This window comes from Paenibacillus wenxiniae (genome assembly GCF_039822605.1).
Lineage (GTDB): Bacteria > Bacillota > Bacilli > Paenibacillales > Paenibacillaceae > Saccharibacillus > Saccharibacillus wenxiniae.
Window position 1 is genome coordinate 1 of sequence record NZ_JBCGUH010000017.1, and the last position, 17,610, is coordinate 17,610.

At 44.4% G+C, this 17,610-nt stretch carries 10 protein-coding genes and 2 tRNA genes; 10 read left to right on the forward strand and 2 right to left on the reverse strand.

Annotated features, from left to right (window positions below; translation table 11 throughout):
- Positions 1–97: 97 nt before the first annotated feature.
- From AAHF22_RS20565 to AAHF22_RS20610, 10 genes are all read left to right on the forward strand, one after another.
- A tRNA-Pro gene (locus tag AAHF22_RS20565) sits at positions 98–171 on the forward strand.
- A gap of 6 nt (positions 172–177) precedes the next feature.
- A tRNA-Gly gene (locus AAHF22_RS20570) sits at positions 178–251 on the forward strand.
- A gap of 904 nt (positions 252–1,155) precedes the next feature.
- Positions 1,156–3,951, forward strand: coding sequence for a phosphoenolpyruvate carboxylase (gene ppc / locus AAHF22_RS20575; RefSeq protein WP_347326893.1), 2,796 nt, complete (start codon positions 1,156–1,158; stop codon positions 3,949–3,951).
- 328 nt (positions 3,952–4,279) lie between these two features.
- A complete protein-coding gene (sigW, locus tag AAHF22_RS20580) occupies positions 4,280–4,849 on the forward strand; it encodes an RNA polymerase sigma factor SigW (RefSeq protein ID WP_347326894.1) in 570 nt (189 codons plus the stop codon).
- 164 nt (positions 4,850–5,013) lie between these two features.
- The gene (locus AAHF22_RS20585) at positions 5,014–5,628 is read left to right on the forward strand and encodes a zf-HC2 domain-containing protein (protein ID WP_347326895.1); all 615 of its coding nucleotides are present in this window, start codon (positions 5,014–5,016) and stop codon (positions 5,626–5,628) included.
- Positions 5,629–5,928: 300 nt separating this feature from the next.
- Positions 5,929–6,771 carry a diadenylate cyclase CdaA gene (gene cdaA, locus AAHF22_RS20590; protein ID WP_347326896.1) on the forward strand — a complete coding sequence of 281 codons (843 nt, stop codon included), beginning with the start codon at positions 5,929–5,931 and terminating at the stop codon, positions 6,769–6,771.
- On the forward strand, positions 6,749–8,338 hold the full coding sequence (locus tag AAHF22_RS20595; protein WP_347326897.1) for a CdaR family protein: 1,590 nt from the start codon (positions 6,749–6,751) through the stop codon (positions 8,336–8,338). The genes cdaA and AAHF22_RS20595 overlap by 23 nt, the downstream gene beginning before the upstream one ends.
- 191 nt (positions 8,339–8,529) lie before the next feature.
- Positions 8,530–9,870, forward strand: a complete 1,341-nt coding sequence (gene glmM / locus AAHF22_RS20600; RefSeq protein ID WP_347326898.1) for a phosphoglucosamine mutase — start codon at positions 8,530–8,532, stop codon at positions 9,868–9,870.
- A 969-nt stretch (positions 9,871–10,839) separates the two neighbouring features.
- Entirely contained in the window at positions 10,840–12,672 is a 1,833-nt protein-coding gene (glmS, locus tag AAHF22_RS20605) for a glutamine--fructose-6-phosphate transaminase (isomerizing) (protein WP_347326899.1), read from the forward strand.
- 344 nt (positions 12,673–13,016) lie between these two features.
- Positions 13,017–15,107, forward strand: coding sequence for a GmrSD restriction endonuclease domain-containing protein (locus AAHF22_RS20610; RefSeq protein WP_347326900.1), 2,091 nt, complete (start codon positions 13,017–13,019; stop codon positions 15,105–15,107).
- A 163-nt stretch (positions 15,108–15,270) separates the two neighbouring features.
- Here AAHF22_RS20610 and AAHF22_RS20615 read toward each other — a convergent pair whose 3' ends face one another.
- Both AAHF22_RS20615 and AAHF22_RS20620 read right to left on the reverse strand, forming a co-directional pair.
- Positions 15,271–15,966, reverse strand: coding sequence for a response regulator transcription factor (locus tag AAHF22_RS20615; protein WP_347326901.1), 696 nt, complete (start codon positions 15,964–15,966; stop codon positions 15,271–15,273).
- A complete protein-coding gene (locus AAHF22_RS20620; RefSeq protein WP_347326902.1) occupies positions 15,963–17,426 on the reverse strand; it encodes a sensor histidine kinase in 1,464 nt (487 codons plus the stop codon). Before AAHF22_RS20620 ends, AAHF22_RS20615 begins: the two co-directional genes overlap by 4 nt.
- Between the last annotated feature and the right edge of the window lie 184 nt (positions 17,427–17,610).

Sequence of the window (17,610 nt, forward strand, 5' to 3'; positions counted from 1 at the left end):
CGCCCTTAGCTCAGCTGGATAGAGCGTTTGACTACGAATCAAAAGGTCAGGAGTTCGAATCTCTTAGGGCGCGCCATATTTTCATATTACTGCACATCGGGATGTAGCTCAGCTTGGTAGAGCACCTGGTTTGGGACCAGGGGGTCGCATGTTCAAATCGTGTCATCCCGATTGTACGCGGGTGTAGTTCAATGGTAGAACTCCAGCCTTCCAAGCTGGTAGCGTGGGTTCGATTCCCATCACCCGCTCCATCATGTAAATAAGACCGGAAACGGTCTTTTTTTGCTATATACGGGTTTAGTTTAGGATGCTGTATCTCATCAATGTAAAATTCAGGATGCGGTATCAATGTAAAAGCAATGCGCGATGAAGAACAGCCTTCTAAGTATAGCGATGGTTCTTTATTTGAGGGCAATTTCAGATGAACTCATGATGTTACTTTGAGGGTGATTTTAGATGAATTCATCATGCTACATAGGTGTGATTTGTATACGATGCCTTGAATGCGACGTTGAATTTGCATGGGTTAAAACATAAGCTGGAATGAGGAAGTCAATCGTATTCCTCCAAACCAGAAAAATGAGAGACTTTTATATTCGACTATGCAAGCGTATTCAGTAGTGACGGAAGTTTGCTAATTGTGTTGAAATTACACGGCTTCTGAGCACAGGAATCTACAATATATGTCTACTCTATAGCGTCCTATCGTCCTATACGAAACCGAAGTCCGTTCCAATATTCCTTTCCAGAGTGGTGTATGTTTCATTAAAACAGTGTGCATATATGCCTGGAGAAGAACACGTTTACTCTTATTTTATACGGCGCTATCATGAATTCAGCTTTTTTTCGATCGAATCTATACTATATTCATATAGATTGAAGTTAGCACGATGAACTCTTGCTAGGTAATAGAGACAGGAATATTGTCATTTTGACAATAGGACTAATTTAGCCTTCACACTTTAAAGGATTGTAGTATAATAATGTAGTGCGATAACGCTGTGAAGTCATTATGAATGATTGACAGAATGTTTGCATAAATACTCACAACCTGCAAATTAATTAAAGTATTCATACATGCTTTGTTGTATGATGTGAAGAAGATGTTAACCTTCAATAGAATCAACACCGGTGGGGAAGGATAGGAGGAGAAGCATGTCTGAGTTGACTGTGAATGTAAGTAAAAATCATTCTAACAATTTGCTACGTCGTGATGTACGCTTTTTGGGGAACATTCTTGGTGAAGTTCTCGTGCATCAGGGCGGACAAGAGCTTTTGGACATTGTAGAGAAAATCCGTGAGCTGAGCAAATCGCTTCGTGCTGTATCGTTACCAGAAGTCATTGATGAGTTTAAAACATTGATCCTTCATTTGGATTCGGATAACCGACATCAGGTTATACGTGCGTTTGCGATTTATTTTCAACTCGTGAATATCGCTGAACAGAATCATCGTATTCGCCGTAAACGCGATTATGAGCGTTCTGCTGGGGAGACTGTACAGAAAGGCTCGATGGAGAGTGCTGTACAGGAGCTGAGAAAGAACAATTTTACAGCGGATGAGATTGAAGCGTTACTGGCTGATCTATCGCTGGAGCTTGTGATGACTGCTCACCCGACAGAAGCAATGCGTCGTGTTATTCTCGATATTCATAAACGTATCTCTGAAGATGTGAAACTGCTGGACAACCCGACTCTGACTTTCCGTGAGCGTGAGCAGCTGCGAGAGAAGCTTCTGAACGAAGTCATTACGCTCTGGCAAACGGATGAGCTGCGTGATCGCAAGCCAACGGTGCTGGATGAAGTGCGAAACGGAATGTATTATTTCCATGAAACGCTGTTTGATGTATTGCCGGAGTTGTATCAGGAGCTTGAGCGTTCGCTTGCTAAGCATTATCCAGATCATCACTGGCATGTACCCGGCTTCCTGCGTTTTGGTTCCTGGATCGGTGGCGACCGTGATGGAAATCCATCGGTAACAGCGGATGTGACCTGGAAAACATTGCAGATGCAGCGTAAGCTAGCGATTCGCGAATATCAGCGTATCCTCCGTGAGATGATGAACTCGCTGAGCTTTAGCACAACGATTATCGACGTTTCGGAAGAGCTGTTGTCTTCGATTCAGAAAGACCGTCTTCACGTAACGATCGACAAAACATATAGCTGGAACAATGAAAACGAGCCTTACCGTATCAAAATCGCATATATGCTGCGTAAGCTGAACAATGTCGTGGACGATTCGAAACGTGGTACACTGGAGCGTTATAACGACGTTTCTGAGCTGCTGGAAGACCTGTGGACGATCGATAAAAGTCTGCGTCATCATTATGCCGATTATGTTGCAGATACGTATGTACAGAAAATGATTCGTCAGGTGGAGCTGTTTGGTTTCCATACGGCAACATTGGATGTACGTCAGCACAGTCAGGAGCATGAAAATGCACTGAAAGAAATTTTGGCAGGCATGCAGATTGTGGAAGACTACTCTACACTGAGCGAGGATGAGAAAATCGAATTGCTGGGCAAGCTGTTAGTTGATCCACGTCCGCTGACTTCGCCTTACTTCAACTACAGTGAGAGTACAGCAGAATGTCTGGCTGTCTATCGTACGATTTCTAATGCACAGCAGGAGTTTGGTAAGAAGTGTATTTCCAGCTATCTGATCAGCATGACCCAGGGTGCAAGTGATATTCTGGAAGTTATGGTGTTCGCTAAGGAAACGGGGCTGTTCCGTCTGCTGCCAGACGGTACGGTACATTGTACACTGCAAGCCGTACCACTGTTCGAAACGATCGATGATCTGCATGCAGCGCCTGCCATTATGCGCCGTGTGCTTGATTTGCCTGCCTATCGTGCGGGTGTAACGGCGATGAACAATTTGCATGAGATTATGCTCGGTTACTCCGATAGTAATAAAGATGGTGGCGTAGTTACAGCTAACTGGGAGTTACGCCTTGCCTTGAATGAAATTACGGCAATGGGACAGGAATATGATATCAAACTCAAATTTTTCCACGGTCGTGGCGGAGCGCTTGGTCGCGGCGGTATGTCTCTGGATCGCAGTATTATGGCACAGCCACCACATACAATCGGCGGCGGTATCAAAATTACAGAGCAAGGGGAAGTGTTGTCTTCTCGTTACTCTCTGCAAGGGATTGCTTACCGCAGTCTGGAGCAAGCGATCTCGGCACTGATTACCTCAGCGATGATTGCCAAAGTGGGCGAGCCTGCTGGTGAAAACAATCAGGCATGGGACGAAATTGTACGTAGCATTTCGGAAGTATCGCTGAACAAGTATCAGGATCTGATTTTCCGTGATCCGGACTTTATGAAATTTTTCAAACAATCGACACCATTGCCTGAAGTGGGCGAGCTGAACATCGGTTCTCGTCCATCTAAACGTAAAAATAGTGATCGTTTTGAGGATCTGCGTGCGATTCCATGGGTATTTGCATGGACACAAAGCCGTTATCTGCTGCCTGCATGGTATGCAGCCGGTACAGGTATCCAACATTTTTATCAGAACAATCCGGAAAATATGGCGACACTCCAGCAAATGTATAGAGAGTTCCCATTCTTTAAAACACTGATTGATACGTTACAAATGGCGATTGCGAAAGCGGATCTGACGATTGCTCAAGAATACGCTAAAATGTGTAAGGACGATGCGGTACGCACCCGTATTTTCGGTATGATCGAAACCGAGTTCAACCTCACTCGTGATCTGGTGCTGCAAATTAGTGGCCAGCAGGAGATTTTGGACAATGTGCCGGTGATTCAGGAATCGGTTCGTCTGCGTAATCCGTATGTTGATCCACTGAGCTATTTGCAAGTTCAACTACTCAGCGAGCTGCGTAACATCCGTGAGGACGGTTCGGATGATGCAGAGTTGCTGCGTGAAGTATTGCTTACGATTAATGGTATTGCAGCAGGCTTGCGTAATACCGGTTGATACTGACGTTAATGAGTACGTAGGGGTAACTAAAAATGGAGCGGGCGCGATGCGCCTGCTCCATTTTGTATGCGACCTCGGTGTATGCGACCTCGGTGTATGCGACCTCGGTGTATGCGACCTCGGTGTATGCGACCTCGGTGTATGTTCAAATCCTTTACAATCTATTGCTAAAATCAATACATCGCAGACGAATTTTAACAAATTGTATATTTAATGTCCGATTAAGATTGCAATTTAACGGATCATCCAGTACGATTTTAAGTGGACTGTAAAAGGGTGAAATACAGAAAACCTATACATATCGGGAACATAGTTTGGGGGAGTGATGGTGGATAATCTGGATACGAGACTGGTGAAGCTGGCGTTAAAGGGTGATCAACGTGCATTTGCCGAGATCGTGGATTTATATAAGGATAAGCTCTTTCACCTCGGTTATCGTATGCTCAGTAATCGGCATGAGGCGGAAGACGTCGTACAGGAAACTTTTTTAAGGGTATATAAAAATCTGGATCGTTATGATCCGAAGCAGAAGTTCTCAACCTGGATTTATCGGATTGCGACCAATCTGTGTATTGACCGGCTTCGTAAACGTAAGCCGAGCTTTTCACTGGATGCGGAGCTGAACGATCAGGACAATACGGATGGTTATGCACTCATTCCTGGTGATGAACGTACACCGGAAAGCGAATATATGCTCACTGAAACACAGCAGCTGATTCATCAGGCGATTGATTCGCTACCGGATAAATATAAAACGGTGATGGTACTACGCTATTTGCAAGAGTTGTCGCTACAGGAAATTAGCGATGTGATGGATATGCCTGTGACGACGATCAAGACACGTGTTCACCGTGGACGGGAATTTTTGCGTAAAAAGCTAGAAAATAAACTGTAATGCTGGATGAATCAAGCTTGGGAAAATATTCTAAAAAATCTTTGTGTATTTTTGAAACGTTACTGAAGTTGCACCGTATTTAACAGAGTATTCGCTGTTCCATGCACATTGCCATCTATGGTATGATGCATGAGGCACTATTTTACGAGAAAGGAATGGCTCATATGGATTGCAAACTGGCCGTCTCCTATATTCATGAGTATCTGGACGGCGATCTCCCGGATGAACAGGCAGCAGAGCTGAAACAGCATATGTCTGAATGCGCGGAATGCCGAGCCGTTTTTAAAGAGCTAGAGCAGACCGAATTGCTCTTGTTTGCTGTCAACCATCGCAAGCCGCCAGTATCTGATGAGCTTACTGACCGGATCATGCAGTCATTGCCGAAGCCTAAAAAGCCGTCGGCGTGGATTACATGGTTAAAACGTCATCCGGCATTAACCGCAGCCGCCGCATTTTTTATTATTTTGCTCGGCACATTGCCATTGTGGGATGAAGGTCCTGAGATGATCGTCAAAGGGCAAAATTTAGATCAAGTTGTGATTGAAGGTAATACGGTTATTGTGCCGGAAGGAAAAACCATCGCCGGCAATTTGACGATAGAAAAAGGACAAGCCAAGATTTACGGTGACGTTGAAGGCAATGTAACAGTTATCGACGGTAGCGTATTTCAAGCAAGCACGGCTCATATCTCCGGACAGGTTCAGACGATTGATCAAGCAGTAGGCTGGCTCTGGTACAAAATTTCAACTGCATTTGCGGATGTCGCCTCTACCAATTAAATGATGAACTGAAAGGCGCCTCTTGCCGAGATGGCGTCTTTTTTTGTATGGAGAGGGATGTTCTTTGCATGTTGAATGAAAAAGCGTGTAAAATAAGAAAATAGGAACGGGATCTATCCGTCGTCTGCAGCCACCAACGAATCGATTTATTTTCAAAAAAGATCGTCATTTTGGCAGCAAGTTAGGGTAATAGGATAATAACGCCCAGTATGGGCATCGTTACCGGCATACCCTGGTAAGACTTGGACGATAGATGCCAGGTTAAGGGTCCACCAGATAGAACATAACGGGGGTTGCAGTATGGAGTATTTTGCGGACTTGACTTGGAAGGATTCCATTAAAGATATTATTGATATTCTGATCGTGACGTATATCATTTATCAACTGATCTTGCTTGTACGCGGTACGCGTGCGGTGCAACTATTAAAAGGTATTCTCGTGCTCGTTGTCGTATGGGCACTTAGTAGCTGGTTTGATCTGTACACGCTCAAATGGCTGATGAATCAAGCGTTCACATTTGGTGTACTCGCGATCTTTATCATTTTCCAGCCAGAATTACGACGTGGTCTGGAACAGCTCGGACGCGGTAAAATATTTGGACGTACCGTGGCGGATGAGGAAGAAATCACACGTATGATCAATGAAGTGATCAAAGCAGTTAACTATTTGTCCCGGCGTAAAATCGGAGCGCTTGTTGTATTTGAGCGAACGACTGGATTGAACGAGTATACGGAATCCGGTATAAAGATGCAGTCGGTCATTAGTTCAGAGCTGCTTATTAATATTTTTATCCCGAATACACCGCTTCATGATGGTGCAGTCATTATTCAAGGACAACAAATTGCCGCGGCAGCCTGTTATCTTCCTTTATCTGAAAATCCGTTTATTAGTAAAGAGCTGGGCACAAGGCACCGCGCTGCGATCGGGATTAGTGAGGTAGGCGATGCGATCTCGCTTATCGTTTCCGAGGAGACCGGTCAGGTGTCGCTGGCGATGAATGGACAGGTCGTGCGTGATATTAATGAAGAATCGCTAATCTCGAAGCTGCATGAGGCGCTGAAGCCGAATGTAACTACAGAGAAAAAGCTCCCGTTCTGGAAGCGGAAGGGGGGAAAAGACGATGATGGACAAATGGATCAGTAATAATACTGTCGCCAAGGTGCTCGCGCTGGTGGTGAGCATTTTGCTATGGGTTATGGTTCATATGGATAACAATACGATTCCAACCTCGACCACATCTGCGGCGGTGGGAACGAGTGTGATCAATAACGTACAGGTACAACCGTATGGATTTGATGAGGACAAATATGTATTAAAATCTATTGAACCCGCGACAGTCAATATTGAGGTGCGCGGACAATCTGATCTGATTTCCTACTTTTCGACCAATAGTTATAAAGCAAAGGTGAACCTGAGCGATATTAAAGGTGCAGGTACGGTCACTTTACCGATCGTAGCCGAGACGCCTGCAAGTGTGCAGTATGTATCCTCTACACCTGGCTTTGTAAAGGTGACGATTGAAGAGAAAACATCGAACTCGTTTACTCCACAAATTAAGGTAGAAGGCGAACCAGCAGCAGGCTATCAAAAAGGTGATCCTGTTATTACCGATGGCACCGATAAGGTGAAAGTGACGCTGCCAGAAAGTCGTTTAAGCGATGTCGGCAGTGTGACAGGTGTAATTAATATTGCGGGTGCGAACAACACAGTCAGTAAGACAGTCACGCTAGCTGTATATGATAAAAGTGGTACAGCGATGAAAGATGCGGTCGTCTCGCCAGCTTCGGTCAAAGTGCAGGTGCCTATCGGAGCCTCTTCCCGCACATTACCGCTTAATCTGAGCTATATCGGTCAATTGCCAGATAACCTCGTTCTAGCTGGGACAGAAGTCAGTGCGGACGAAGTGACCGTATATGGCTCCGAATCGGAGCTAGCGTCGCTCGGTTCATCGATTACGGCATCTGTAAATCTAAGCTCGATTGAGCAGGCAGGAACAGTGACCCTCACGGCTGCACTTGATCTACCGGAAGGAACCGATCGGATTTCGCCTTCATCCGTACAGGTGAAAATTACGACCGAACAATTCTCAGAACGCACAGTACAAAATGTGCCAGTGCGCTTGACCGGCATCGGCACGAATCTGGAAGCGGTAATTACGCAGCCACAAACCCAGCAGGTGGCCATCAATATTAAAGGCGCACCTGATGCGATTCAGGCGGTGCGACCGGAAGATATTAAAGCATCTGTGAACTTGAGTGGACGTGCTGCGGGTACGTATAAATTGCCAGTACAGCTCGTGCTTCCCGAGACGGTGAGCTTGTCCAATCCAGGTGAACAGATGACCGTAACTGTCACTGTGACGGAAAGCAATGGCTCGACAACGCCACCTGATTCGCAGTCCAATCCAAATGAAGGCTCAGGCAATACCGGGGAGGGAGAGCCCGGTAACGGGACGGAAGCAGGTAACAGTACAGGCAATAATCCTTCAACTTCACCGGAAACACCAGGGAACGAGTCTGGCTCAGGCACAGGGAATAATACAGAAACACCTTCAGAAGAAGGTAGCGGTACAGGTACGGATCCATCAACAGATGGAGGCAGTAATTCGTCTGCCGATCCAGGTGATACAGGAACCAATACTAGTTCGCAGGCAACTACAGTCGACCGAGCACTGGGCAAGCCGGTTGTATCCGCCAATACGTATCATTAATCGCGCAAACAGAAATGTCAGAATTGCGCTATTGACAGTACATGTATAGAAGACGTATAAAGAAAGGGTTGCACATGGGTACATCGGTCGGAGCGATTCGAGCCGATGTATCGGTGTGCCCTATTTCACATGGTAATCATTAAACAGGATGAGAGCATCCAACTGAATATAATTATAAGGGAGCATAATTCATGGGTAAATATTTTGGAACAGACGGCGTGCGTGGTGTCGCCAATAAAGAGCTTACCGCAGAAATGGCTTATCAAATCGGACGTTGTGGCGGTTATGTACTAACACATGGTGCAGAAAAACCAACGGTAGTCATCGGGATGGACACACGTATTTCCGGTCTGATGCTTGAGTCTGCACTCGTTGCAGGGATGCTGTCGATTGGCGCGCATATTATTCGTCTGGGCGTTGTTAGCACGCCGGCAGTTGCTTATATTACCCGTTTACTGGGAGCGGATGCTGGTGTGATGATTTCGGCTTCCCATAATCCGGTACAGGATAACGGCATTAAGTTTTTCGGTGGAGATGGCTTTAAGCTGTCCGATGAAACTGAACTGGAAATCGAAGCGCTAATGGATGCAGAGCAGGATACGTTGCCACGTCCGGTCGGTGCAGAGCTAGGTACGATTGTGAACGATGATACGTCCAAGTTCAAATACCTGGAGCATCTGAAATCGACGATCACTCATTCTTTTGAAGGTTTGAAAATTGTACTCGATTGCGCAAATGGCTCTGCCTATGAGCTTGCTCCTGCGCTGTTCCAAGAGCTGGGTGCAGAAATTATTACGATTGGCGCTGAGCCAAACGGTCTGAACATTAACGATCATTGCGGTTCGACGCATCCAGAATTGCTCAAACAAGAAGTGCTGCGTCATGGAGCGGATATCGGTCTTGCTTTTGACGGCGATGCGGATCGTCTAATTGCGATTGATGATCAAGGTGAAGAAGTCGATGGTGACTACATTTTGTGCATTTGCGGCGATGCGATGAACCGTGCAGGTAAACTGAAAGATAGCACGATCGTATCAACCGTAATGAGCAATATTGGCTTTTACAAAGCAACCGAGAAGCTGGAGCTGCGCACAGCCCAGACAGCGGTTGGCGACCGTTATGTGATGGAAGAAATGAAGCGCGGTGGTTATACGCTTGGTGGCGAGCAGTCTGGTCACGTTATTTTCCTCGATTACATCACGACAGGTGATGGCATTTTGACGGCGGTACAGCTAGTGGATACACTGGTTGCATCCGGTAAAAAGCTGAGCGAACTGAAATCGATGATGGACAAATACCCGCAGGTACTCGTAAACGTGCGTGTCGAGAGCAAAGCGCGTTATGAAGGCAATCCAGCGATCGCTGAGGCTGTCAAAGGTGTAGAGGCGAAGCTAGGCAACAATGGACGCGTTCTCGTTCGTCCATCCGGTACGGAGTCGCTGATCCGCGTAATGGCGGAAGGACCAGACAAGGATGAACTGGAGCAATTCGTAGGTGAAATCGTTGATGTGGTGAAAAAAGAACTCGTATAATACGTTGATTCGCTAAGCAAAGAGCATCCGCGGCAGTGGGATGCTCTTTTTTGATGCGAATTTTGCTGTGAAGTGAGCAAGGTAGGGCTATACATCGTTGCTAGAGCTGCAATTTATCGATATAGGAGATAAGGGCACGAACGAGAACAAGGAAAAAGGAATGAAAATGGGAATGGGAATAGAAAAAGCGAAGAGCGCTAGATGAATAGATGTGGTTTTTATATCTAAAATTGAGGTAATAATGTAATAATATGGGATTTAGGTGTCGACAATATAAGTAGTGCACTTATTCTCATCGTTAACGTTGTACTAATTATTGCATTCTACTACATTCTACGCTGACTGATTATTTAGGAATAGGAACTTATTATGAATGACCCATCTCCATAGCTGAATAGAATATCTTTCGTCTGCCTCGTCCGCATATCGGTTTAACATTTCTGGCTGCTGGTTAATGGAAATGGTCATGTCCAGCGACGCTGTCTCATGCGATTGAGAGAGCGATCATAGGGTTGTCACATTTTTATCATTGCCATAACTGCAAAAGATGCATATAATGAACGAGTTGCTATTTGTAATATAACTGTAACATTAGCAATATTACGAAAGTAGCTCCACTCTAAGATAGAAGGTGAGGATCGCGGTTAACCCTAGTAAGATCAAGCGCCAGAGCTCGAGAGACGGACGGAAATGCATCGAGCTGACGAGGTGAAGGTGTTCGAAACATTCGGCGGGGACCTTCCGGTAATGCACTATACCGTAAAGCGGAATCCAAATGCCAGGAGTGATCCTGGTGACAAAGGTTCTGCCAGGTGCACCATAAATCATCATCATGAATGTGCAGAGCAGCAGGAAGAAGAGCGAGCGAAGACATGTACATTCACAATTGAATACTGTTGTAGCTCTTATTTCCGCGTGCTCATGTCCATTCATTCCTAGAACGAACTATTGAAGCGGAGGAATATAAACATGTGCGGTATTGTTGGATATATTGGGAATCAGAACACACAAGAAATTTTGGTCGATGGGTTGCGTAAATTGGAGTATCGTGGTTACGACTCCGCAGGCATCTCGGTATTTACTGGCGAAGGTCTGCAAGTTGTTAAAGCGCAAGGACGTATGGCTAACCTGGAATCGAAGCTGGAGCAACATCCACTTGTAGGTACAGCAGGGATCGGACATACACGCTGGGCGACACATGGTAAACCATCTGACGCGAACTCTCACCCGCATACAGATGCACAGCATAAGTTTTCCGTTGTGCATAACGGTATTATCGAAAACTATCTGGAGCTGAAAGATGAACTGATTCGCTCCGGTATTCAATTTGTATCCGAAACAGATACCGAAGTTATCGCTCACCTCGTTGCACGTGAATACGAAGGTGACATCGTGAAAGCTGTGCAAAAGGCAGTTACTTATATGCGTGGTGCATTTGCACTGGGCGTACTGACAGAGCATGAGCCAGACAAGCTGGTTGCGGTTCGTCAAGCAAGCCCACTCGTTATCGGTGTAGGTGAAGGCGAGAACTTTATCGGTTCGGATATTCCGGCTATTTTGAAATATACACGTAACGTCTACATCTTGAACGATGGCGAAATGGCTGTTCTGACACGTGATGCAGTGGAACTGATGACAATCGAAGGCAACTTCATTTCTCGGGAAATGATTCGTATCGATTGGGACGCAGTTACAGCTGAAAAAGGCGGTTACGACCACTTTATGCTGAAAGAAATTCACGAGCAGCCAAAAGCATATCGTGATACGATGCTAGGTCGCATTAACGATGATGGCAAAGGCGTTCATTTCAGCGATCTGAAACTGACCGCTGAGCAAATTCGTAACATCCGTAACGTACAGATCGTTGCCTGTGGTACAGCATACCATGCAGGTCTGGTAGGACGTAACATCATTGAGAAGCTAGCGAAAATTCCAGTCGAAACAGACGTGGCTTCCGAGTACCGTTATCGTTCCCCAATCGTTGACCAGAACACGCTCGTGATCGTAGTTAGTCAATCGGGTGAAACGGCAGATACGCTGGCAGCACTGCGTGAAGCACAGGCGAATGGCGCGCACGTAATCGCGGTAACGAACGTGGTAGGCAGCTCGATCGCTCGTGATGCGAACGATGTGATCGCAACACTGGCAGGCCCTGAGATTGCGGTAGCTTCGACGAAAGCTTACACTTCTCAACTGATCGCATTTTATCTGTTCGGTCTGCATCTGGCAGAAGTACGCGGTACACAAACGACAGAAGAAATCGCAGCGACACTGGCAGCGATGGAATCTCTGCCAGAGCAAGTGGAAACGGTACTGGCGATGGCGCCAGAGATCAAAAAATACGCGGAGCATATCGCACAGCATAAGCACCTGTTCTTTATCGGACGCGGCGTGGACTATGCGGTTGTACAGGAAGGTTCGCTGAAGCTGAAAGAGATTTCGTACATTCACTCTGAAGCGTATGCTGCGGGTGAGCTGAAGCACGGTACACTGGCGCTGATCGAAGACGGTATTCCGGTGATCGCACTGGCGACACAGGAAGACGTGCTGGAGAAAACAGTGAGCAACATCAAGGAAGTGAAAGCGCGCGGCGGTGAAGTGATGGTTATCTCATATGAAGAGCATCGCGAAGACCTGCTAAAATCGGTTGACTTTGTGATGACGATTCCGAAAACATTGCCACTGCTCAGCCCGGCGCTATCGGTTGTTACGCTGCAATTGCTTGCTTATTATGCTTCACTTGCACTGGAGCATGATGTGGATAAGCCGCGTAATTTGGCGAAGAGTGTGACGGTGGAGTAGTAGGGATTAAGGTTCGCAAGTATTTAGCTATAATTGGAATGTTCATATACTTTATAAAAATAGCATGAAATGTATAAATTAAAACTCTAAGCCGATTTGATTTCAGATAGTTTTCTGATCTCAGTCGGCTTTTATTTTATAGCCTAATTTGAATGTTAGTATGTAAAGTCCAAAATTGAGTGGAGCGTATTCTTTAATAAGAATTAAAAATGTTAGTTTGAAAAGTAAAATTATAGGTGGTGGTATTAATTTAAAAAGATTATAGTAAATGATGAATAATACTAGATCGTTTTTAGTTAGATATGTTGATAAACTATACAATATAGGAATAGGAGAGATTTAGGATGAAGGCATCAGAGACTAATTTCTTGAAATTTATGCAAGGTACAAAACAGTTTGTTATCCCTATTTATCAAAGGAAATATAGTTGGACGTTGCAACAATGCCGCCAGCTATGGAACGACATTGTAAGAGCAGCAGAAGATGATGAACTAAAAGGTCATTTCGTAGGCTCTATTGTGTATATTGAGAGAGGTCTTTATCAAATATCATCTGTACCTCAACTTCTAGTTATTGATGGTCAACAAAGGTTGACTACATTAACTTTGTTTTTGTTAGCTTTAGGTAATGCGATTGAAGATAGTGACCAAACATACGATATCACAAAAAAGAAGATCATGAATTACTATTTAGTGAATAATGACGAAGAGGATGATATGTTCTACAAACTTGTTCTTACGAAGAGTGACAAGGAAACATTAATACATCTTTTATCAAATAAAGATGTATTAGATGAGGATTCGCAAAGAGTAATTGAGAATTACAACTTTTTCTTAAGCGAAATAAAAAAAGGAGGGGTTGATCTAAACAAACTATATCGCGGTATTTCTAAGTTGATAGTTGTAGATATTGCATTGGATAGGGATCATGATAACCCTCAGTTAATATTTGAAAGTCTCAACTCAACTGGCTTAGATCTTACACAGGCGGATTTAATTCGAAATTACATACTAATGAAATTAGAACCCCAAGAACAGAACAAAATTTATGATCATTATTGGTATCCGATGGAGAAAAGTTTCGGTAATCTGAATGACTCCAACTTATTTGATCGATTCATGAGAGATTATCTGACGGTTAAAACAGGACGGATTTCGAATATCAATGATGTATATTTGAGCTTCAAAGATTATGTCTACAACTTTAAAGATAGTACAATTGAACAGATTGTCGCTGATATTTATCGTTATTCTAAATATTTCGCGAAATTGTCGTTTCAAACGGACTATGATCAAGAAATTAATCAGGTACTAAGCGATATTAATACGCTGAAAGTTGATGTTGCTTATCCACTGTTGTTAGAATTGTACAGCGATTATGAAGACGGGAAGCTTCAAAAAGGTGAATTTATAGCCGTGTTAAGAATGGTGGAGTCGTATGTATTTCGAAGAGCCATTTGTGGAGTTCCTACCAATTCATTAAACAAAACATTTGCTACGTTTAGTAAAGAGATCGATAAAGAGAGTTACTTGGAGAGTATGACAGCCGCCTTTATTTTAAAAGATGCGTACAAGCGATTCCCCAACAATGAGGAGTTTGTAAGAGAGCTTGCAATTAAAGATGTATATAATTTTAGAAATCGAAATTATATACTTAGAAAACTTGAAAATTACACTCGTAAAGAAATTGTTGATATTGAAACGTATACAATCGAACATATTATGCCACAAAATCATAATCTTTCTATACAATGGAGAGATGATCTTGGGCCGAATTGGGAAGAAATACATCACTCCTATTTACACACATTAGGGAATTTGACCTTAACTCGTTATAATTCAGAATTAAGTGATAAGCCATTTAAAGAAAAAAGGGATATGGAAGGGGGATTCCGAGACAGTCCTTTGCGTTTGAATAAAGATCTTGGATCACTGGATACATGGAATGCAGACGAAATCACCAAGCGAGCAGATCGATTGGCAAACAAAGCGCTTTTAGTTTGGGAATATCCTCAACTTCCTTTCAATGTTTTGGAAAAGTATGCCACTTCAAAACAAAGTTTGCAGTTGGCGACCTATTCAATAGCAGATCACTCTGAATTGCAAGGAAATATGCTGATACTATTTGAAGAGATTCGAAAGCGAATTATTAATTTGGATAGCTCAGTAAGAGAAGAATTTAAAAAGTTATATATCGCCTATAAAACCACAACCAATTTTGTGGACATCGTTCCTCAAAAGAATCGACTGCGGTTAAGTCTTAATATGCAATTCAGTGAGATTTATGATCCAAAAGGCATCTGTAAAGACGTTACGAATCTGGGAAGATGGGGAAATGGTGATGTAGAAATTGGTATGGAATCCATTGAGCAGATTGAGGATGTTATGTTCTTGGTCAAGCAAGCTTTTGAGAAACACAATGAAAATGAGAATTGAACAGCAAGGAAGGTAAGCTAGCTCTTAAGAGCCACTTGAGTACTTTTAAAAAGCTACGATTTCTTCATGATCGTAGCTTTTTAAAGATGGAGTATTTCATTGTAGTAGTTATTTTTATAAACTTATAGTAGTACTAAATAAACTAATCGATCATATTATCCCCTCACAACTGAAACCGATACCCCGCCCCCCACACCGTCTGAATATAATGCGGATTGCCCGGATCAGCCTCAATCTTATCCCGCAGCCGATTAATATGCACCGCCACCGTCGCGCTGTCCCCAATCGAATCCAAACCCCAGATCCGCTCATACAGCGCGTCCTTACTAAACACAATATTCGAATTAATAACGAGAAAATGCAGCAGCTCAAATTCCTTCTTCTTCAGCTCCAACTCCTGCCCATTCAAGTACGCACGATGCGCATCGATATTAATCAAAAAAGGCCCAATCTCAATATTACCGCCGCGTGCGCTTTGTTCCAGATTACCTTTTAACCGTGCATATTGTGCCAGATTGGACTTGACCCGTGCGACCAGTTCATTCGGGGAGAATGGCTTCACGATATAATCATCCGCACCCAGACCGAGACCACGGATTTTATCGATATCTTCCTGTTTGGCGGTGACCATCAGGATTGGGATGTCGAGCTTTTCACGCAGTCTACGGCAGACGGAGAAGCCGTCTTCGCCGGGGAGCATCAGGTCGAGCAGGATCAGGTCAAAGCGCCCGGATAGAGCTAGCTCGGCGCCTGTGATGCCGTTATCGGCAATCTGTACGGCAAAGTTATTGATCTCCAAGTAATCGCGCTCAATGGCGGCGATCGCTTCGTCATCTTCGATAATTAAAATGTTTTTCATGCTTGCTCCTCCTGCACGATTAACGGTAAACGGATAATGATGCGCAGTCCGCCAGACGGGGCATGCAGCGCCTTAATACTACCGCCCATCCGTTCGACGGCTTTGGCGGTAATGGCAAGTCCCAGCCCGCTACCTTTGTTCGGGTTATTACGTGACGGATCGCTTCGGTAAAAGACGTCAAACAGATGACCCAGCGACTGCTCCGGTACACCAGGTCCATCGTCAGTCAAATAAATAATGATCTGTTCTCGTTGTACGATCGTCTGGATTTGTAGTAAGCCGCGTTCTTTTTGTCGGTATTTAAGGCTGTTTTCCATAATATTGGTGAATATGCTATCCAGTTGTAGCGGATCAGCGAAGATGCGAGCCGGCTCGGAAGCCAGATCCAGTTGTACAGCCAAGCCGCGATCTCGATATTCCTCGGTTGTAGCGCGTACCAGCGATTCCAGTTCACGATTCACATCCAATAGCTCTGGATCGTATGGATAATCGCCGATGTCCATTTTGGAGAAAAGAAAGATTTTCCCGACCATGCGGTCGATATCTTCGGCTTTCGTTTTGATCATTTTAATATAATTATGACGCGCTTCTGGCGTGTTGGCTATACCGTCCATTAAACCTTCTGAATAGGCGCGAATGGAGGTGAGTGGAGTACGCAGATCGTGCGAGATGCTGGCGAGCAGCTCTTTGCGGTTATTTTCCTGACGCTGGATGAGCTGCATCGATTGTTTAAGCTTTTCCGCCATATCGTTAAAATCGTGGAAAATGCCGGCAAATTCGTCTTTGCCGGTATACCGAATACGTGTATCCAGATTACCATCTCGAATCTGCTGTACCCCTTCAATCATCATCCGCAACGGCTGATTAATATGCTTAAACACAAAATGGGTTAAAAAGCGATTGGTGAAAAAGATCGTCACGATGACGCCTACGATAAATAGGATCGTAAACAAGGTGATGAGTGAATCGTATTCCGTATTGTAGGCTGTATCGCTAAGCGGTGCATACTCGTTAAATGTAGATACCAGATACGTTCTGTCGCCTACGATCACCTTTTTACCGGTAAGGCTGGAATTTTGTAGTACGATACTGCCATCGCCATTTAATGCCCAGATCGCCTGAATCATTCCATTAGCCGAATCGATGTTGGGATCGCCCAGATCTAGCAGTAGCTTATGCGAATCATAGTTGTGCACAGTAAGCCGCATATGATTTGTTTGTAAATAGCTTTCTAGCTTTTGTCGTTGCTGAGAGTGGACGTTATTCGGGTCCTGGCTCAATGTTATGGCAGCGGAAGTCAGCGTGTCCGGCACATCGTATCCAGATGGATCGCTGGGATACTTTGCTTTCCAGTATTGAAGCGACATGTACTGACCTGCGGCAATAATGATCGCAGAGATAAGGACAGGTACGACAATCATCAAAATGTTGGAAATAATCAATCGGTGCTTAATAGTCATACCTTGACTCCTTTGGGCATTAGATAGGCATTTACGGCTTTATTGTAGCATAGAACAGGGACATGATCGGGTAATGATCGAATGATCGTGTGCGTCATATACTGTAGGGCATGTTCATAAGCAGACTATTCGCTTCCTACCTAACCTGTATCCGGCAATCGCTATGTTGAAGCGAATAGCGAGG